The organism is Paenibacillus oceani, assembly GCF_014705615.1.
Classification (GTDB): domain Bacteria; phylum Bacillota; class Bacilli; order Paenibacillales; family NBRC-103111; genus Paenibacillus_AB; species Paenibacillus_AB oceani.
In genome coordinates, this window is sequence record NZ_JACXJA010000049.1 from 19,910 (window position 1) to 39,692 (window position 19,783).

Annotated in this window: 17 protein-coding genes and 1 other annotated feature (1 of these 18 only partly in view); of the genes, 8 read left to right on the forward strand and 9 right to left on the reverse strand. The window is 53.7% G+C overall.

Annotated features, from left to right (window positions below; all coding sequences use genetic code 11):
- Nucleotides 1-10 precede the first annotated feature (10 nt).
- From IDH45_RS28320 to IDH45_RS28350, 7 genes are all read right to left on the reverse strand, one after another.
- On the reverse strand, nt 11-889 hold the full coding sequence (locus tag IDH45_RS28320; protein WP_190931520.1) for a sugar ABC transporter permease: 879 nt from the start codon (nt 887-889) through the stop codon (nt 11-13).
- The gene (locus IDH45_RS28325; protein WP_190931521.1) at nt 890-2,206 is read right to left on the reverse strand and encodes a sugar ABC transporter permease; all 1,317 of its coding nucleotides are present in this window, start codon (nt 2,204-2,206) and stop codon (nt 890-892) included.
- 13 nt (nt 2,207-2,219) lie between these two features.
- Nucleotides 2,220-3,518, reverse strand: a complete 1,299-nt coding sequence (locus IDH45_RS28330; protein ID WP_190931522.1) for a sugar ABC transporter substrate-binding protein — start codon at nt 3,516-3,518, stop codon at nt 2,220-2,222.
- Nucleotides 3,519-4,195: 677 nt separating this feature from the next.
- On the reverse strand, nt 4,196-5,512 hold the full coding sequence (locus tag IDH45_RS28335) for an ABC transporter substrate-binding protein (RefSeq protein WP_190931523.1): 1,317 nt from the start codon (nt 5,510-5,512) through the stop codon (nt 4,196-4,198).
- 59 nt (nt 5,513-5,571) lie between these two features.
- The gene (locus IDH45_RS28340) at nt 5,572-6,930 is read right to left on the reverse strand and encodes a chondroitinase-B domain-containing protein (protein ID WP_190931524.1); all 1,359 of its coding nucleotides are present in this window, start codon (nt 6,928-6,930) and stop codon (nt 5,572-5,574) included.
- Nucleotides 6,931-7,081: 151 nt separating this feature from the next.
- Complete coding sequence (locus IDH45_RS28345; RefSeq protein ID WP_190931525.1) at nt 7,082-8,071, reverse strand: hydroxyacid dehydrogenase; 990 nt, start codon at nt 8,069-8,071, stop codon at nt 7,082-7,084.
- A gap of 160 nt (nt 8,072-8,231) precedes the next feature.
- On the reverse strand, nt 8,232-9,644 hold the full coding sequence (locus IDH45_RS28350; protein ID WP_190931526.1) for an extracellular solute-binding protein: 1,413 nt from the start codon (nt 9,642-9,644) through the stop codon (nt 8,232-8,234).
- A gap of 319 nt (nt 9,645-9,963) precedes the next feature.
- On the opposite strand from IDH45_RS28350, the gene IDH45_RS28355 reads away from it, so the two are divergent.
- Nucleotides 9,964-10,833: a copper amine oxidase N-terminal domain-containing protein gene (locus tag IDH45_RS28355; RefSeq protein ID WP_190931527.1), complete on the forward strand. Its 870-nt coding sequence runs from the start codon at nt 9,964-9,966 to the stop codon at nt 10,831-10,833.
- A 188-nt stretch (nt 10,834-11,021) separates the two neighbouring features.
- Here IDH45_RS28355 and IDH45_RS28360 read toward each other — a convergent pair whose 3' ends face one another.
- Nucleotides 11,022-11,465, reverse strand: a complete 444-nt coding sequence (locus tag IDH45_RS28360) for a GNAT family N-acetyltransferase (RefSeq protein ID WP_317891308.1) — start codon at nt 11,463-11,465, stop codon at nt 11,022-11,024.
- Nucleotides 11,466-11,645: 180 nt separating this feature from the next.
- Between IDH45_RS28360 and IDH45_RS28365 the strand changes: the two genes are divergently transcribed.
- The 7 genes from IDH45_RS28365 to IDH45_RS28395 all read left to right on the forward strand — a co-directional run bounded on the left by IDH45_RS28365 (nt 11,646) and on the right by IDH45_RS28395 (nt 17,881).
- Complete coding sequence (locus IDH45_RS28365) at nt 11,646-12,314, forward strand: GntR family transcriptional regulator (protein ID WP_190931528.1); 669 nt, start codon at nt 11,646-11,648, stop codon at nt 12,312-12,314.
- A gap of 202 nt (nt 12,315-12,516) precedes the next feature.
- A complete protein-coding gene (locus IDH45_RS28370) occupies nt 12,517-13,338 on the forward strand; it encodes a metallophosphoesterase family protein (RefSeq protein ID WP_190931529.1) in 822 nt (273 codons plus the stop codon).
- Between the two features lie 34 nt (nt 13,339-13,372).
- A complete protein-coding gene (locus tag IDH45_RS28375; RefSeq protein WP_190931530.1) occupies nt 13,373-14,164 on the forward strand; it encodes a tyrosine-protein phosphatase in 792 nt (263 codons plus the stop codon).
- A gap of 48 nt (nt 14,165-14,212) precedes the next feature.
- Nucleotides 14,213-15,532 carry an ABC transporter substrate-binding protein gene (locus tag IDH45_RS28380; RefSeq protein ID WP_190931531.1) on the forward strand — a complete coding sequence of 440 codons (1,320 nt, stop codon included), beginning with the start codon at nt 14,213-14,215 and terminating at the stop codon, nt 15,530-15,532.
- A 41-nt stretch (nt 15,533-15,573) separates the two neighbouring features.
- A complete protein-coding gene (locus tag IDH45_RS28385) occupies nt 15,574-16,545 on the forward strand; it encodes a carbohydrate ABC transporter permease (RefSeq protein WP_190931532.1) in 972 nt (323 codons plus the stop codon).
- 13 nt (nt 16,546-16,558) lie between these two features.
- Complete coding sequence (locus IDH45_RS28390) at nt 16,559-17,377, forward strand: carbohydrate ABC transporter permease (RefSeq protein WP_190931533.1); 819 nt, start codon at nt 16,559-16,561, stop codon at nt 17,375-17,377.
- A gap of 183 nt (nt 17,378-17,560) precedes the next feature.
- On the forward strand, nt 17,561-17,881 hold the full coding sequence (locus IDH45_RS28395; protein ID WP_190931534.1) for a DNA glycosylase AlkZ-like family protein: 321 nt from the start codon (nt 17,561-17,563) through the stop codon (nt 17,879-17,881).
- A 133-nt stretch (nt 17,882-18,014) separates the two neighbouring features.
- Here the strand turns inward: IDH45_RS28395 and lysS are convergent, their stop codons facing one another.
- Nucleotides 18,015-19,475 (reverse strand): lysine--tRNA ligase, encoded by a 1,461-nt coding sequence (gene lysS, locus IDH45_RS28400; RefSeq protein WP_190931535.1) that lies wholly within the window; start codon nt 19,473-19,475, stop codon nt 18,015-18,017.
- 68 nt (nt 19,476-19,543) lie between these two features.
- Nucleotides 19,544-19,783 (reverse strand) — a binding site (T-box leader) (it continues 34 nt past the right edge of the window).

A 19,783-nucleotide genomic window follows, 5' to 3' on the forward strand; every position in this document is an offset into this window, starting at 1 on the left:
ACCGGCTTCGTCAGCCTTTGTCGGCGCCGGCCGCGAGCCCGCCGATCAAATATTTCTGAAAATACATGTACAGCAGCGTAATCGGCAATGCGACAAGCACGGCCCCGGCGGCAAATACGGTAAAACTGGAATTCGTCTCGTTGGCGACCATATTGTACAGCCCCTGGGCCAGCGTCATCTTCTCCGACGACCTCAAGACGATTTGCGGCAAGATGAAATCCATGAACGGCGTAATAAAGCTGTTCAGCGCCACAAACGTCACGGCAGGCAGCGACAAGGGGACAATAATTTTGAAAAACGTGTCCTTATGGGTAGCGCCGTCCAGAAAAGCCGCTTCCTCCAGGTTGCGCGGGATCGTATCGAAATGGCCCTTCATCACCCACGTTCCCATCGAGACGGCCCCTCCGGCGTATATGAGCACGATGCCCAGATGCGTATCGAGCATTTTCGTTTGCAGCAGCAGCACGAAAATCGCCATGATCGACAAGAAGCCCGGGAACATTTGCAAGACGAGCAAGGTCATGAGTCCTTGCTTCCTGCCCTTGAAGCGGAAACGGGAGAAGGCATAAGCCGTTATCGCCACCAATGCCGTCGACAAGACGGCGTTGCACACCGCGATCTTGATCGTATTGCCGTACCACAGCACAAAATCGGTATCGCCGATCAGCTCGGCATAATGGCCGAACGTCGGATTCGCCGGGAACATGCTGCTGACCAGTAGTCCGGTGCCGGGATTCAGCGACGTCCCGATCACCCATACGATCGGATATACGATCGCCGCGAGCAGCAGTGCGAACACCGCGTAGATGCCGGTTAAGATCAGCTTCTCCCGGAACTTCGCCGAATTTGCGCGTATTCCGTCACGTCCATTGTTTTTCAGCTTCGACATTCAGACCAAATCCTCTTCTCGGGTAGACTTCATCCGCCTGTAATTCCATAACGAGAAAGCCGCGATAAACACAAACATAATAATGGAGACGGCCGAGGCCATGTTGAACTGGCTCTGGTTCAGCGTCATCTTGTAAATCCACGAAATCAATATATCGGTGCTCCCCGCATAGTAATAGCCGGGATGGTCCGGACCGCCGTCCGTCAGCAAGTAAATCAGGTTGAAGTTGTTGAAATTAAACGCGAACTGCATAATGAGAATCGGCGCGGTAGCCGCCAGCACGAGCGGCAGCGTAATGCCGACGAACTTCTGCCGTCCCGACGCCCCATCCACTTCCGCCGCTTCGTACAAATCGCGGGGCAGCGTCGTCAGCACTCCCGACATCAGAGCCATCAGAAACGGAGTCGAAAACCACAGGTTGACCAGCACGATCGTCACTTTCGCCATCAGCGGGTCGGATAGCCACGGAACAGCCGGGATACCCAGCTTCATCAGCATATCGTTTACCGGGCCGAACGACCCGTTGAGTAACACCCGGAACACGAGAATCGAGATAAATTGCGGCACCGCCCAAGGCAAAATGAACATGGTTCTCCAAAACCGCTTGAACCGGATGCCCGGGTAATTCACCATCAGCGCCAGCAGCAGCCCGCCGAAAAACACCGATACGGTCGAAGCGGCGGCCCAAGCGATGTTCCAGACGGATATGCCGAGAAAGGTCGAGCGCCAAGCTTCCTGCGTGAACAAATCGGTGAACGTCCGCAGCCCTACCCAGTCCACCAGCGCCCGGTCGGGAATATGGGCGGGAGCGGAATAATTCGTAAAGGCGATCAGCACGTTAAACGTCAGCGGTATGACGGTGACGAACAGCGCGAAGCCGCAGGCGGGCAGCAAGAGCAAATAAGGCAGATGCCGGAACTTCGCCGTCCGGAACGAATCGATAAGACCGGGAACGCGCCGTCCTTCGTCACGAAGCTCCCCGTTTTTGCGGGCGTCATAAATATTCAGCGCATAAAAGCCGACGAACAGCAGGACGATGACAAGCGTGATGAGACCGCCTATCAGCAGGAAGATGGAATGGTCGCCTTGAACGATTTTGCCTCCGACGATGCGGGTAGGCGCTTTCCCCAGCGTAATCAGTCCGGCAATTCCTTTGAAAGCGATCGGATAATAAGTCCAGAACAACAGCTGCGCCGCCGTCATGAACAGCAGGCCTTTGCCGTATTGCCTGTTGTACAGCTGACCGAGCCCGATCAGCAGCGCGGATAATAAGCCAGCCTTCGTCCGGTACCGCCCGGCTCCTTGTGTCAAGTTCATACGTGTAACCGCCTTACTTCGTCGTCTTGATTGCTGTTTTGATCTGCTCGACCGCATTGTTCAGAGCGATGCGCGGGTCCTGATTGGAGTTCCAGAGCGAGGAAAGCGCAGCGCCCGCCGGCACCCATACGTTGCCCATTTCCGGAATCGACGGCATCGGAGTGGAGTATTTCGCCTGCTCCAGGAAAGCCGAAGCGTTCGCGTCCTGGGTAAGAATCGGATCTTCCATCATATCTTTTCTCGGCGGCAATTGCTTGGTCATCTCGAACCGTTTCGTCAGATTCGGCTTGTTCGTCGCATAACTCGCAAACAGCTTGGCCGCAGCCGGATATTTCGTATACGAATTGACGTACAAGCCGCGGATGCCGGAGAAGCTGATCGGGTGCTGGCCGTTCGGCAGCAGCGGCAGCGGAGCGACGCCGTATTGGAAGTTGACCTGGGTCAGGCTCGATTGCAGCCACGGCCCGTTAATAACCGCCGCCGTTTTCCCTTCCTGGAAAAAGCCCGTAATGATATTGTCGTTGATGTCGTTCGTATTTAACGGCAAAATCTGCTTAAGCGATTGGATATAGGATGCGCCTTCGACCGCTTTTTCATTGTTCAGCCCGATATCGCCCGCATCGGTTCCTTTGCTCCCGAACACGTAACCGCCGTAACCGGCCAGGAACGAGTAAGACTGGTACAATTGGCCGACGTTCCACATGAAGGCGTATTTTTTGTTTTTCGGGTCGTTGTACCCGGCGGCGAACTTGACGATATCTTCGTACGTTTTCGGAGGGGCCGCCATCAGGCTTTTGTTGTAATACAGCGCGTACGTATCGATGGCCGTCGGAAATCCGTACAAAGTCCCTTTGTTGCTCACCCCGTCGATGGCCGACTCCATGTATTCGCCCCTCGCCGCCTCATCGAATACGTCGTTTTGCAAAACAAGCCCGGCCAGCACGGCATTCCCCAATTGATCGTGCGGAGCGGCGAATACGTCAGCCCCGAGGCCGGCCGGACCGTCCGTCGTCAGCTTTTTCACCGAGTCGATCGCGGGTACGGGCTCCACCTTCACCTTGACCCCGTATTCTTTCTCGAATTGCTCTGCGATCGCTTTCAAATAGTCCAGCTCCGGGCCCTTCGATTCCCATACGAGCAGTTGCGCTCCCGCCTCCGGTTTCAACCCACCCTCCCGCTTGACGGTTTCGTCCGCAGGACGGCTTTGCCCTTGATCCGCCGGCGGGCTGGCCTTGCTGCCGCAGGCGGCCAAAAGCGCAAGGCTGGAAATAACGGCGACCGAGGTGAAAAGATGCAATCGTTTGAACAACATACGTTTCCCCCTTGTTTATCATACTTAATCGTTTAAGTGAAGTTGGTACTGAAACGTTTAAGTATTAATTTGCCCCTATCTTATCGCGCTCTAACGGGAAAGTCAATGGAAAATAAAGGGGGATGCGCCGCAGTTGGCTTTGCTTTCGGACAGTAAGCGTCCCGCTTGGCTGAACCCGAGTATACATGCCGGTTCCCAAACGAATTAAGAGTCTTTTGCACCCGCTATTTCCGGCAGATTGGGCAGAATGAAGCGAATAAAGGCGGTTTGCACCTCTTATTCCAACCATCTGACGGGGTCTGCGCCCTATTCGCGGATTATAGCAGCTTCAAACCGCTCTTATTTCCCCATTCAAGCTGGTTTCGGACCAAATAAAGGGTACAAACCGCTCTTAATCGGCTCTCGGCTCTTCCCCGTCCATGAGCAGGGAAGTACAAGGCCACACGCCCGCCGCTCTCCCGTGATATATGCCCGCTGCCGCGTAAGCGGCTAGCGCCTTATTGCAAGCAAAACATGCCCATCCCAGCCCAGCTTCGCTGCACCCTTATCCGTTTTGACCTCTACTAGAAAAGGCAGCCTATCGTTTAGGATAAGCTGCCAGCCGTATTTTCATTCACAGGATCGAATCCCTTGCCAGGTTCATCCTATCGGCTTTCGCACTTCAAGCCGTCGCTTGCTTATTTCGCTGCCGTAGCGGTTATCGCCTGGTCGGTCGCTTCCGCCGCTTGGCGCAGCGCCGTATTGACATCGCTGCCGCTCGCGTATTTGTTAAGCGCATTCAAAATTTCTTTGTCGGCGGCATCCTGGAATTTCGTTTTCGTCGTCGCAGGGGCGAACGATTGCGGCATGAGCGACTTCACGTTTTTGCCCACATAGATCGGGTTCGTTTTGCCGAAGTCCTCCATCAGTTTGGACGATTCGCGCACGACCGGGAAGCTTCCTTTTTCCGTCAGCCATTTCTGGTATTCCAGCGAGGTAACGTAGTCCATCACCTGGAAGGCGGCATCGCGTTTTTTGCTCATATTCGTCAAATAAAAGTAGTTCGGATACGCCTGAGGCCCTGCATTGCGCTTGTCCGCGAACACCGGCAGCTGCACCGCATCCCAGTTCATCGCGCCGAACGATACGGCCGATCCGCTGAGCGACAAGAACATCGCGATATCCTGCACTTTGTAGAAGTCGTCCCGCTGCGAACCGAGCGCAAACTTGTTATTAGGCAGCTCGTTGCCTTGTATCCGGTAAAACCGTGCCAGGTTTTCAAAGGATCGGACAAAGCCATCCTGCAAAAACGCCGCTTTGTTCGTTTTCTTATCCACATGGGGAGCGGACAATTGGTTCAGGAACAGCACATGCTGGAACGCCATCGTCAGCCCGCGGTATTTGACCCCGCCGTCCTGACGCGTCATCTGCTGCGCCAGGGCAAACGTCTCGTCCCACGTCATGCCGTCCTTCGGATAACCGACGCCGAACTTATCGAACAGGTCCTTATTGTAGAACAGCGCTGCAGACGTATTGGTCACCGGCAATCCGTAGATGCCGCCGTCGGCCAAATCCCGCTGAATATCGACCAGAGACGTCTCGAGACGGGTCAAGTCGTAGCCGTACTTCTTGATCAGATCGCTAATATCGCTCTCCAGCCCGTAATTCAGCAGGAAGGCGGGCGTCAGCCCGATGGAGGCCATCAGAATATCGATTTGCTGACCCGTTGTCAGCAAGTTGGGCAGCGTCTGGCTGTTTTCTTGCGTCACGAATTTGAGCGTGTAGTTCGGAAATTTCTTCGCAATCGGATTGCCGTACTCTTCCATAAACCGCTCTTGCGTCCAGCCGTTCGACGTGTTGTAAAAGACGAGCTCGGTCGGTTCGCTGGCGATCCGGGCCGCTTCTTCCTTGTTGGCGTCGGCGCTTGTGGCCGTGCCGTCATTGCCGCATCCGGCGAGCAATAGTGCCATACATCCTGCTGCGATAAGCGATGTGCGCGTGCGTGTCCTGTTCATTGATCTACCCCTCTCTGTTTTGGAACGAACTCCCCTATGCCCTTACCCTTGGCTAACGATTAACGTATGACTGGCTCCGGCTGCTTCCAGGCCGTCCCCGTTCGGCTGTCCCGGCTCCCCAGCGGCTCCTCGCCCCAGAAGTCCGAGGGCGAAGGAAAAACCGGTTCGGCTGTAATCGTAAATGCAATCGCCGCAGGGTCGCCAGCAGTGACGCTTCCCCGGTTGAGCCGGTCCGTCCCGAACGTACGATTGCCCTTAAACGTTGCCATCGACGGATCAAATGCCGGCGCTTGCTCGTGCATCGTGAAGTCTTTCGCTCTGACGGACGAAAGATACACGTCGTTGTTCTCGATCCGCAGCGCGGTCGGCAGCAGCGGCCACTGGTCCGACTTGTAGTTGCGTCCGAAGACGAACGCCGCTTCGCTGGGCCGCACGATGATGTTGTCCGTAATAAGCGAACGGTCGGACTGGTAATACGGAGCGGCGACCTGCTCTTTCTCGCCGGTCTTCGTGTCGGCTGCCGGGAACTGGATGCCGATCCGGCCGCCTGCCAGGTAATTGCGCGCGATCGTCTGATCGTACCCGTACGAGCGAATGCCTTTCTCCGCATTTTCGAAATAGTTGTCCCGAATCGTATTGCCCGCCCCCAGACGGATCGTCAATCCGGACGGACTGTTCAGAAACGAATTGCGATAGATCGCGTTGCCGCTCGTTTTGACGCTGATAATCTCATCCAGGTCGCCCGCAACATGCTCGAACACGTTCTCATACACTTGGGTCCGGTGGACGACATGCACATCACGCCCCTGCCCCAATTGAACCGCTTCCATTCCGTTCGTTTTGTTGTACACGCTTTTCACCGTCGGAATGTTGTAAAACAAATTGGCGTAGATCCGATTGTCGGTGTTGTTCACGTCATCCGGCGTATGCCCGTTGTAGGTCGCCACCGACTGCCCGTAGCTTTGATCGAACGTATTGTGATGAATCTCGTTGCGGGCCGAACCGTTGCGAATGCCGACGATTTTGCTCGTCGGGGTGCGCCCGTTGCGGTAAAAGTAGTTTTCCGTCACGTGGACGTCAGACGACCCATCCAGCACGACGCTGTTGTCCGACGTTACGGCGTCAAACCAAAAACCGCTCAGCACGACATGCCGGCTGCCGCGAATCGTTACAAGCGAAGTCCCGGTCAAGCGGACGCCGCCTTCTTCCCGGGCCCGGATCGCCACAGGGCCTTCGCCCTTGTATGTCCAGACGAGTTGCCGGTCTGCATAAGTACCCGAAGCGACCCAGATCGTCTCGCCCGCCGCTTGATCCAGGGCGTCCTGCACCCGATCTATCGCCACAGGCTGCGCGTCCCCGGGAAGCTCCGCCGCCGCTTGCGGGTTGATCCGCCCGCGCCGTTCTTGACTCGTGTTCATGTGCTCCGCCTCCTGAATGTGCTCTGCTTCCCTTATCGGCGGAGACGACGTGCAGGAGACGAGCAGCAACAGCATGGCTGCCGCCGCAGCTCCCCGACTCGTCCCCCGACACATCCTGAGTCTGGATGGAATGGGACACACCTCCTTATTGTTAGGCGAGTACGGCCATCTGCTCCTCCCTTACCTCTCCTTCCAGCGGCTGTCCCTGCTGCAGCCTGGCGATCTCGTCAACGGCAAAGGCGCCGAGACGCTTCAAGCCGTTCGTCACCGCTCCCGCAATATGCGGGGTCATGATGCAGTTGGGCAGCTGACGCAGCGGATGATCCGGCGGCGTCGGCTCGGGATCGGTCACATCGAGGCAGGCAATCAGCCGGCCTTTGCGCAGCTCCGCCTCAAGCGCCTTCTCATCGATGATCGAGCCGCGTGCGGTATTGATAAGGATCGCATCGTCCTTCATCGCGGCCAGACGTTCCTGATTGAACATGTGGTACGTTGCCGGCAATGACGGCGCATGGATGGAGATGACGTCGCTCCTGGCGAGCAGCGTATCCAGATCCGCCTTCGTCCCGCCGTGCGCCGCTATCGTCTGCGCGTCCATAACCGGATCGTACACCAGCACGTCGACTTGGAACTGGCGCAGCAGCCGGATGTAGTGCTGGCCGGCACGTCCTGCGCCCACGACGCCAACGGTTACCTCGTACAGCTCCCGCACGTCGCCGCGTCCTTTTGTCCACTGGCCGTCCCTCATGTTCTGCGTCAAGGCCCACATGTTTTTCAACGTCGCGATCGTGAATCCGAGCGCCGTCTCCGCAACGCCGATCGCCAGCGCGTTGTTGCCGCTCGATACGCGGATGCCCCGCTCCCAAAGCGCCGGGGTCACGATCGGTTTGACGGTGCCGGCCGCATGGATGACGGCTTTCAATTGCGGGGCGCGGTCGAGCAGCCGCGCGGTCAGCGCCGGAGTGCCCCAGGACGTGATGACGATATCCGCTCCGGTTATGAGCCCGGCAATCGAATCCTCCGTCGGTTTTTCCTCGACCTCATTACACGCCACGGTTCCCAACGATTGGAGTTCTTCCCACGCCCGCGCGGAGAACAATCGCTTCTGACCCGCAGGTGGTGGCAATACAGCAATTCTCATCTAGTAACACTCCCATTAGCCGCATTTACAATCCAAGTATTGACCCACTTCTAACCCATATCTAATGTCATTATAACGCATAACGATCAAGTGTCAACGGTGAAAATAAAAAAAGACTGGCACAATGCCAGTCAGTTGCGAGTCAATATGACGTTGTATCTTATTTCGTCGGCATCATCGGCTGGAGTCCTTGGCCCGCTTCGGTCAGCGTCTGCTCCACCCGGCGGCAGAAATCGTGCGCGTTAAGCAGGCCGGTCCAATACAGCTTCACGTCCCGCTGCATACGGGACAGCTGCAAATAGCTCAGCTGCAAATCCCCCACGGTCCGGTACGAAGGGACGATCTCCCGGTACATCCCATACCGGGACGGCCGGTACCCCGACTCCTCGCCCCGCCATTCGGCGGCGCGCCGGTTCGCCGGTATGCTCATCGTGTTTTTGCGAATATGCTGCTGCGTCTCATACCCGCTCATATAATCGGCAAGCAGCAACGCTTCTTCGCGGTGGGCGCTCTGCCGGTTGACGGCGACCCCGATGAGCACCAGCATCGTCCGGAATGAATCAAACTGCGGCAGCGGCGCGATATCATAAGTGACGTTCGCCTGCCTCAATTCATTCAGGCCGAAATACGTCGTCATAATCATCGACACTTGCCCGTCCCTGAATAAATCCTCCGCATCCGTATCGCTGGCCGACAAAGCAATCGGGAAGGCGTCGGCCATGCCCAGCAGCTGCTTGCCAACCTCGAGGCTGGCGATCAGCTTGTCATCGTCCACGACGTACCGTCCGTCGCCGTCCCTTTGGAACACAACGCCGTTCTGCAGCAGAAAAATCGGCCAACGGTTGCGCATGAACATATTAAAGTAAAATCCGAACCGGACTCCGGGCCTCGCCAACCGCACCGCATAATCCAGCAGCTCCGGCCACGTCCAGCCGCTGTGCGGCTCCGGCAGCGCGCACTCTTCGAGATGGTCCTTGTTGTAGCAGATAATCACCGGCGAGAAGAGCAGCGGCTGGACGACCGGCGGGTTCATCGGCGGCAATAGCGGCATCAGGAACGGATACGTATCCGGGTGGATGTCGCAGGGCTGCAGCAAGTCCGCCGCTCCTTGCGTTATCAGCTCGCGCACGTTCATCTCGTTCACCGTCACGACATCGAGCAGGCCCGCCTGCAGCTGCTCCAGCACGAACGGGACGTAGCCGCTCGTCGGGAGAGCCACCGTCTGCACCTGAATATGCGGGTATAACGCATGAAACCGGTCCAGCAGCCCGCGAACTCCCGCATCATTTTCCATCGTGCTGTGGTACCCGAACCGAATGACCGTATGCGGCTTCTCGGGCTTCTCCGTCACTTTATTGCCGATTCGCGGAATTTTCTCGATCAGCCGTTCCTGGACGAGCACGTCCAGCCCTTTGCGAACCGACTGGTTGCTCAGCCCGTACATCCCTTCCAGATCGCTCTCGGACGGCAGGAAGTCTCCCGCAGCGTATTTGCCTGTCACGATACCGGAACGAAGCTCCTCGATCATATGCTCCAACCGCTGTCGAAAAAATTTGCGACTTCCTTTGTCCACCATCGATTCTCCTCACATTTCCGCACGGTTCCTACGAGTTGCTTGCTCGCCGCTGTAACTCATTTCTAACCCGTTCATTTCTCTTCAATATAGCCTATGTCCGAAATTCAAGTCAACTCCCGCGCACCTTCCGCTCTGCAAACCGAAACAATAGGGCGTATAACGTCGGTGCGATCATTGGGATTTCTTCGGTGATCGCATGTTTGGCGAATTATTTGAAGATCCCGTTGCTTCCACCCTCACAAAGATCGAGGGGGAAATCGAACATGTTAGGGTACATAGATTTGGAAAGTAATTCTACTACAAAGGAGCTTTCAAAATGAAAACAAAGAAAGCATGGTCAATCACAGCAGCTTGTCTGGTGGCAACAAGTCTTATGGCAGGATCCGCCTTTGCGGCCAAGCCGAACGACAACGGCAACGCGGACAATAAAGCGGAAGCTGCGGCTCATTCTAATGCGGCTGCGAAAGAAAAGGAACCGAAGGTCGAGTCAGAGTCACAAGATTCTGTTACCTCCGATACCTACGGCAACAACGGTAAACAAGGATATAAGGGGCTTCTGAATGCCTTGGAGAATGTGAAGGACAAGCCGGCCGGACCTGTTATCGCAGACCTGCTGCTGAACAAATACGAAGTCATGCTTAGCGCAGAGCAAAAGGCTGAACTGGAAGCGTTAATCGAAAAGGACAAAGCGCTTTCCGCCGTTGCCGATATTTTGGACAGCCAAGGCAATGTAACCGATGCCGTATATGTGCAAAAGGATGCGATAAGAGCTAACCTGAAAAATATCGATTCTTACAAAAAGTTGGGCAAGCTTTATGAGAAACTGGGGAAAAAGGGCGTTAAATTGTATGTAAACGGTGAAGAACCGGCAGTCGAAGTGCCGCCATTCATCCGTGACGGCAGCACGCTGGTACCTTTCCGCGCCATCTCGGAGGCTCTAAAAGCGGAAGTGAGCTGGAATGCCGACGAGCGTTCCGTCACAGTTACGCGTGACGATATCACAGTGAAGCTGTTTATCGACAATGCAACCGCTTATGTGAATGGGAAAGAAGTGACTTTGGAAGTACCGGCCGCGATCGTTGAAGGAAACACGGTAGTACCGGTTCGTTTCGTTAGCGAGGCTCTAAAAGCAGCTGTAGATTGGGAAAGTGAAACGCAATCGGTTGTGATTACCGAAGAGGAGTAAGGCGTACCATTAATCTAGATTTTAAAAAAGCAATAAATAATTTTTCTAAACGAAGCCCGAAAGCTCCGGCCAGGATCATAAGCCGGAGCTTTCGGTGCGTTTATTGCAGACAGCTCGAAAATTAAATGTCGACCGACATTAGCCTCACCGGATTCGTCTGTAAAGCTAATTTCTTTTCTCCATGGCAATCAAAATCGTTTTGATAACGATAATTCACGCTCTTTTTGGTAGCCTGAATCCTGGTAAACTTGAATTGCCCTTTCATTAGTTAACCCCGTAAGCAATTTGACACTTCGTACCCCGCGCTCCCGAAGCCCCTCCTCAAGCAAGGAGATCATCCCGGCAGCCAATCCTTTTCTGCGGGCATGCTCCTGCACATACATTTCCGTTATTTCTCCATACGGATGGTCGTAACAAAATGACGTAAACCATTGAGCGCAAACGAATCCTACGACTGTATCATCCAAGCAGGCCAGCACAACCAGTTCCCGGTTCCCTTCGAGTGACGCCCGTACATGTTCAACGGCCCGATATCCGCCGTTAAACTCCCGGTTTAAACGGGCAAGAGCTTCTGCATCCTCTACGGCAAACAGCGTTCGATGCTCCTGTCCGTTTAACCGTTCCTGCCCTATTACCTCATCACAACCATTTTACCTCAAATTTTGGAAAACCGCTCCGCCATCATCCTGTTATACCTAGCAATCCATGTAATGTTCCATCTTTGAATTGTACCTTCATTGCCCCCTGCCTCTCCGATGAGATATACTAAAAGGAATGTAAATTATTTTTTCAACCTCTAAGGAGCTTCAGCCATGCCGGACGTGCCTCTTGTAGATATCGCCTATCAGGAAATTCGCCAAAAGCTGTTGAATGGACAATATTTGCCAGGGAGTCTTCTCTCGGAGAGCGACCTTGCCGGCAAACTGAGTATGAGCCGTACTCCCGTTCGGGCGGCAATCTCCCAACTGGAGAAGGACGGCTTCGTCGAAACGTTGAATAAACGCGGCGTCCTGGTAAAAGAGATCGATGTCCAGGAGCTGTACGATATGTTCGACCTGCTGAATGCCTTGTACATCTACGCTCTCGATCAGTTCGACGAGCATGCGTACGATCTGGATCTGGAGGCGTTCAGGACGTATTTGGACCGGTTGACGGAGGCGAGCGCGGAGAAAAGAGACCGCGATTACTACGAGAACGGGCTGTTGTTTATGAGAACGATCCTCGAGGCACTCGACAACCGGTGCATGGAGCAAACGTTCGATCGCTACAAAGATAAAATTTTGTTTTTCGTCGTCGCTCACCGCTCGATGGAAGGCAAGCATCGTCCCTATACCGGTAAAAAGCTGTATGCGGACATTTACCGGGTCCTGTGCGACAAAAACTACCGGGAAGCCAAGCTGATGATTCTCGAATCGAAGCGAAACCTGCGGGAGGAATTGCTGCGGACCGGTTTTAAAGCCATCTCACACCGACATGCGTGAACCTTGCTCGGTTCTTATCCCCCATACACTCGCGACTTCTTCCCGGAGGTCGCGAGTTTTTTGCGTTTCACCGCCGAATCCCCCCTTTTTACAAAATCGATAAATCCCGTTAACACTGATCTTACATACAAGATTTATAGTTCTTGTATACAAGTTATTCTTCCGTTTTACAACCTACCCATTCCATTTGGAGGCGATTTCGATGAAACCTATTCAATTCGTGCACCTGACAGACACCCACATGAACGCGCCCGACACAGAAGGCCCGTTCGCGAAGCTGCAGTTGGCGGAAAAAGTCAAACACGTTTTCGGCCATATTCAACAATCCGGCCTCCGCCCTTCTTTCCTGCTCATCACAGGCGATTTGTCCCATGAAGGCGACACCGCGGATTACGCCTACATCCGCAAGCTTCTTGACGAAGGCTCCGAAACGATTGGCGCGCCCGTCTATGTCGTGCTTGGCAACCACGATCACCGCTCTCCTTTCCGTGAAGGGTACTTGGGCGAGACCGCATCCGAAGAGCCTTACTACTACACGCATATGATCGACGGCCTGCGGCTCATCGGTCTGAACTCGCAAGTTCCGGGAGCGCACAACGGAACGATCGACGACCGGCAGCTGGCTTGGCTGGCCGAGCAGCTCCGGACGCCGGCTTCCCGTGGAACGATCGTCGCCGTCCATCATCCGCTGCTGACGATCAACGGCATGCCCGGCGATCATAGTCTTACAAACCGTGATGCGCTCATGGATGTGCTCGCCGGTACGGACGTCATCGGAATGATGGCGGGACATGTGCATTCGAACAATGTCGGCACGTTCCGCGGCATCCTCAGCGTTGCCGCAGCCGGTACCGCATTCGGCGGGGAACTGGCTGACGCCGAGCATTTCCGCATGTTCGACGCCTGCAGCTATAACGTGGTGACCGTCGATCAAGACGGCGTCGCCGTATCGACCGTCACTCTCCCGACTTCGAACGCCGAATTTTTCCGTTTTCCGCTGAAGGCGCTGGCCGAGCAGCACTAATTATTTCAATAGAGACAGGAGATTCCAATTCCTTATGACTAGCCACACGATCCCGCAACCAGAGTGTCTTCTTCCTCTGGAAGGCGCCTTTAATTTCCGCGATATGGGCGGATACCGGACGGCTGACGGCCGCACCGTCAAGCATGGTCTGTTCTACCGCGCGGCCGAGCTGACAGGGTTAACGCCGGGCGATCATAAAGTGCTCGAGGCGCTTGGCATCCGGCATGTGCTGGATTACCGCAACCGGGCGGAAGCCGAGCTGAAGCCGGACCCGCAGATCGGGCAAGCCGTCCTTTCCCGCGTTCCCGCCAATATGGCAGCCGAATCATCACCGCACGTTACCTTGGAGCAAATGTTCGAAGCCGGCATGCATAAGGCGTTTACAGCCGACATGCTGACGAAAATGTACGCGGCGCTGCCGATCGGCAACGAAGCCTACAAGCATCTCATGAAGCTGCTGGCCGAGCCGGAGCTCCACCTGCCCCTCGTTCATCACTGCGCCGGAGGCCGCGACCGGACAGGGGTAGGCAGCCTGCTGATTCTGCTTACGCTTGGCGTTCCCTATGAGACGGCGGTGGAAGATTTTCTGCTGTCCAATGTAACGCTGACCGCCTATCACAATCATTTGTTCGAGATGGCCTCCCGGTACGTAAGCAAGGAGGAGCTCGAATCGTTCCAGAAGGCGATGCTGCTCAAGCAGCCGCTATTGGATGCAACAATGACTTCCATTCATGAAACGTACGGGTCGTTCGAACGTTATCTGCAAGCCGAATTCGGAATCGACGCAGCCGCCAGAGAACGAATTCAAGCCTATTGTCTTCAATAAACATGGCAAGTGTAGTTCCGATCCCACTCTTTCTCTGGAGGCGTAACCATGAAACGGATTACGAAAACGGCAGCCATCCTTGCAATTGCAACCGCAACTGCCGTCAGTCTCACCGCATGCAACTCCAACGCCGGATCTGCCGGCCAAGCGGAGCTGGGCAAGCTGGACCCGAGCAAACCGACGAAAGTTACCTTTTACTCGTACAGTCTGGCCTATCCGACGATGAAAGCCGGCATGGAGCAGCTGATACGGGAATTCAACGAAACGGTAGGCAAGGAGAAGGGCGTCGTGGTGGAAGGCGTAGCGGATGCGAGCTTTCAGCAATTTAAGGCCGACATTTCCGCCGGAAAGCAGGTCGATGTCGTTCAGCACGCTTTCGGCACGCTCGACAGCTCCCGTTTGACGCTTGGCTTCAAAGCTTACGAGGACGTATTCCCCAAGGACGTTCTGGACGAGCATTTCCAAGGCATTTCCAAAAACGCTCTGGAGCTGGGCAAAATCGACGGAAAGATGTACGGCCTCGCCTTTACGTTCAGCACGCCGATCGTGTTTATTAACGGCAAGCTCTTCCAGGAGGCGGGCCTCGACCCGGCCAAACCTCCGCAAACGTGGGAAGACATCAAAGCCGCCTCGCTCAAAATTAAAGCCGCAACCGGCAAGGACGGCTTCGGACTGGCGCCGAACAACGGCTGGATTACGGAAGGACTCATTCTCAGCAACGGCGGCGGGGTGCTTGCCAAGGACCGCAAATCCGTGACATTCGGAGAGGATGCGGGCGTCAAGGCCATGCAGATGTGGAAGGACCTGTACCAGAACGGCGCTCATGCCAAAGGCAGCGACGCCGAGCTGTCCGAGCAGTTTATGGCAGGCAATCTCGGGATGTTCGTTACGTCGACCGCGCTGCACAGCGGATTCAAAAAGGCGTCGGAAGCGGGCGGCTGGAAGCTGTACGGCGCCGGGCTGCCGAGATTCGGCGACAAGCCTGCGGTACCCGTCAACTCCGGAAGCGTACTCGCCATCCGTCCGGACAATCCGGTCAAAAGCGCTGCGGTCTGGGAGTTCGTCCAATTCGTAACGGGCAATCGAGGCTATACGATCATCACGTCCTCCGTCGGGTACTTGCCGCTTCGCACCGCGCTCGCCGACGATCCGAACTATTTGAAGAGCTTCGTCGACCAAAATCCGCTGTATAAAATCAATCTGGCGCAGCTTGAACAAATCAAGCCGGTCGCGATCTGGCCGGGCGAATATGCGACGGAAATATCTACCGCCTTCTCCGACGCTGTGGCCAAAACGATTATGACGAATGAAGACGCCGCGGCCACGCTCAAGAAAGCGCAAACCGAAATTAACGCTTTGCTGAAATAAACGTTCGAACCTTTCGAATCCAGCAACGGAAAGGAACTGTCATGAGCCAGGTAATCGAGAACTCGTATGCTCCCCCTTTGACGGGGCGGCCTTCTCTCACCGGGAAACGGAAAGGGAACCGGATCAAGATGCTGCGGCGCCTGAAGCCTTATTTGTACTTGTCTCCGGCTTTGCTGCTGCTTGCCGTCTGGATGTACAAGCCGCTTCTTTCCACCTTTTATTTGGCTTTTCACAAATGGAGCATGGTGCCCGGCACCGAACCGGCCTTTGTCGGATTGGACAACTTCACGCGCCTGCTAGCCAACAAAAGCTTCGCCGATTCGATCGGCAACACGGTTTTTTATACGATCGGCTTGCTGCCGTTCTCCATCGTAATTCCCGTCCTGCTTGCAACCGTAACGCATCAGATGACCGGCACCATGAAAAACGTATACCGTGCTTTATTTTTCATCCCGATGATCCTGGCTCCGGTGTCCATAAGCGCGATATGGCGCTGGCTGTTTCACCCGTCCAACGGATTAGTGAATCAGGCGCTGATCCAGCTCGGGCTGCTTCAGGAACCGATCGCCTATTTCTCGAATCCGGATTTCGCCAAGTGGATCATCCTGCTCATCACCGGCTGGAAAATGATCGGCTTCAGCACGCTTATGTTCTCGGCGGCGCTAACGAGCATCAACCGGGAGTATTACGAGGCGGCTTCCCAGGACGGCGCCGGGCGGCTCGCGTTGTTCCGGCATATCACCGTTCCGCTTTTGTCCCCGATGATCCTGTTCATGCTGACGATGAGCATTTTGTTCTCGAGCCAGTGGACATTCGCTTATATCGATATTTTGACCGGGGGCGGACCGTACGGCACCTCGACGAACATTTATTACGAGATGTACAAGTTCGGCTTCTCCAACCTCAACGTCGGGTTCAGTTCGGCGGCGTCCATGATGTTTTTCTTCGTATTCGGGCTGATCGCCCTGGCCTTGACCGGATTGACCCGCAAATACTCCTTTTACGACAACTGATGAGGAGACGACGATGAAACGCACACCTCCGGCTTTAAAGCTGATCCAGCACGGACTGCTCGTCGCCATGAGCGCGGCGGCTATATTTCCGCTGTATTGGATGATTATTTCTTCATTCAAAAACGAATCCGAAATTTTCACATCCAGCCTGCTTCCTTTGCACCCGACATGGAGCAACTACAAGTATGCGTTCACGGAAATGCCGATTATCCGGATGCTGCTCAATTCGCTCGGCATGTCTACCTTAATGACCGCGTTTCAGCTGGCCACGAGCCTGTTGGCCGCTTACGCGCTGGTCCGCTGGCGGTTCCGGGGACAAACGTTTATTTTCATGCTTCTCAGCTTAACGTGGCTTATCCCGTTTCAGTCGATCATGATCCCGAATTACGTATTGGTCAACCAAATGGGGTTAAACGAACAACTGCTTGGCATCGTTATCCCTTTTGCCGTGTCCGCCTTCGGCATCCTGTCTCTCTACCAGAGCTTCCAGTCGTTTCCCCGCGTGTTGATCGAGGCGGCGAGCATCGACGGCCAGAGCGATTTCGGCATTTTGACGAAGCTGATTTTGCCCAATATCCGCTCGACGATCGCGTCGCTCGGGATCATCATGTTCATCAACAGCTGGAACGAATACTTATGGCCGATGCTGATCACCAAAAAGATGGAGAACGCACCGCTGCAGATCGGTCTGAAGCTATTCGTCAACTCGGATACGAACATGTGGGGATCGTTGATGGCGGCGACGACCGTCTCCTGCTTGCCGATCCTCCTGCTCTACCTGACGCTTCAGCGGCAAATCGTCGATTCGTTCGTGCGCTTCGGGATTAAATGACATCTATGCGAAAAAAACAGCGGCTATCCGGGACGCGAAACGAAAGTCCTGGATTGCCGCTGTGTTGATTTGATCCTGACATACTGTTGTCAGGGAGGGAGGCTTACCATAGAGATATAAACGAACAACACGCCACAATAGACACGATCCCCCAACCATCCCGATAACAAAGGCGGCCAAGCGATGAATCCACGGACGAACGAACCGAATGCCCTTAAGCCGAAAAACAGCATGCTGTCTTACCACAACCGCACCCGGATCATGCAGGATAACGATAAGATCAGCGTCTTCACGAGGAATGGCATCATTCGGGCCACCGTTCTCATCGACGGATTCGTCAGCGGTTTGTGGTCGATCGAAGAGCAGCGCGGGACAGCCACTTTACAAATCAACCCGTTCCGGCCCATCTCCTCCGCAGACCAAGCCGCCCTGCACGAGGAAGGCGCGAAGCTGCTTACGTTCGCCGCAGCAGATGCAGCCTATCATGACATTCGCTTTCTTTAGATGAGTGAGGATGCGCATTTTTAATCTTTCCTTCAAATTAGTTTCTCGGCAAACGCATCTACGACGTAACATTTCATTATTGAAAAAGCCTCCTTGTTAGTAGCGCGCCATGATTAAAAAGATCTTCGCACATTTAAACTTTCTTAGTCAAAGGAAATAAAACGCAATCCTTAATCGTATCGCTATCAGTCAGCACCATCAACAGGCGTTCTATGCCAAATCCCCAGCCGGAGATAGGGGGCATTCCGTATTCCATCGCGGTAAGATAATCTTCATCCATCTCCATAGCTTCTAAGTCCCCGCTGCTCTTAAGAAGGGCTTGTGCCTCTAACCTTCTTCTTTGTTCAAGCGGGTCAACCAGCTCGGAATAGGCATTAATGATTTCCGCACCATTCACTACCAACTGAAAACGGTCTGTAAGTGTTGGATTCTGATCATTAGCTCTAGCTAGTGGAGATAAATCAATCGGGTGCTGGACCAGAAAAGTCGGCTTTACCAGTTGGGGGCGGCACATCTTCTTGTACAGAAGATCAATAAAATTACCTCTGCCTAAAACTTCAAGATCCGCATGCTCTAAATCGATATTTTTCCTTTTCGTTTCCCGGTACAACTCTTTAACATCAGGGTACAGGTCTATATCAATCCCTGTGTCTCTTAAGATTAAGTCCCTGAAGGAAATTAGGTCCCATTCTAATGAGAAATCGATCATGCGGCCTTTTATTGTAATAGTTGTCGTACCAAAGGTTTCCTCAAGAATAAACAGGATCATATCACGCATGAGTTTCAGGGTGTCGACATAGTTCCAGTATGCAGCATATCCTTCAACCATCGTAAACTCTTGAAGATGTTGAGGGCTGATCCCTTCATTTCTGAAACACTTTGCGAATTCAAATATTTTGGTAAAGCCGCCTATAATCAATCGTTTTAAATAGGTTTCGGGGGCAATACGCAAGTTTAATTCCGTATCTAACGAGTTATGATAGGTCCTGAAAGGTTTAGCTATTGCACCTGAGGACGTATGCTGCAAGACCGGCGTTTCTACTTCCAAGAAATGTTGATCCTCCAAAAATCGCCGAATAGCACGAACCATTTTCGTTCTGGCTAACAAACGTAATTGAGTTTCTTTGGTCATGATTAAATCCAAATAGCGTTGCCTATACCGGGTTTCAATGGAACTTAACCCGTGCCACTTATCCGGTAAAGTACGCAAAGCCTTCCCAAGAAAGACGCAGCTTTGAATCCGCAACGTTTTCTCATTCGTTCTAGTCGTATACATATGTCCCTCAACCCCAATAAAATCCCCAATATCCACCGAGTTATGGAATTGTTGAAACGACGACTCCCCGATCTCTTCCTTATTCAAAAGAAGCTGTAAACTTCCTGCTATGTCCGATATCGTGATAAATGTGAATTTACTGAAGTTCCTAATACCCCGTATTCTTCCCGCGACTCGTACATCCGAAATTCCGTCTTCAAGCAGAGAGGCTTCAGCAAGTTCATAATTGGCAGAAAATCTTTCAGGATATACCGGGATTCCTTGAGATCTTAAAGTCTCTAATTTCTCTAACCTAAGGCTCGTTTGTTCATTACTCATTCATCTCACTCCAGTTTTCGTTTATGTAACAAAAAAATCAAAAAACTCCCGTCTTCAAGATCATTAATCTTGAGGACGAGAGTTATTCACTTCGTGGTACCACCTCAGTTTATCGATATGTTGCCATATCAACCTCTTCGGGTACGGCAATTTTATAAAAAAAATTGATTATACCCTATCTCTATAACGGGAGATCCCGTCGCAGCATCACTAAGAAAACAATCTTAGATCCATGCGAAGCTCCGAGTCTTTTTTCATTTAGATCCTTATTACTCCTTTCCACCAGACAGGAGCTCTCTGTAAATAAT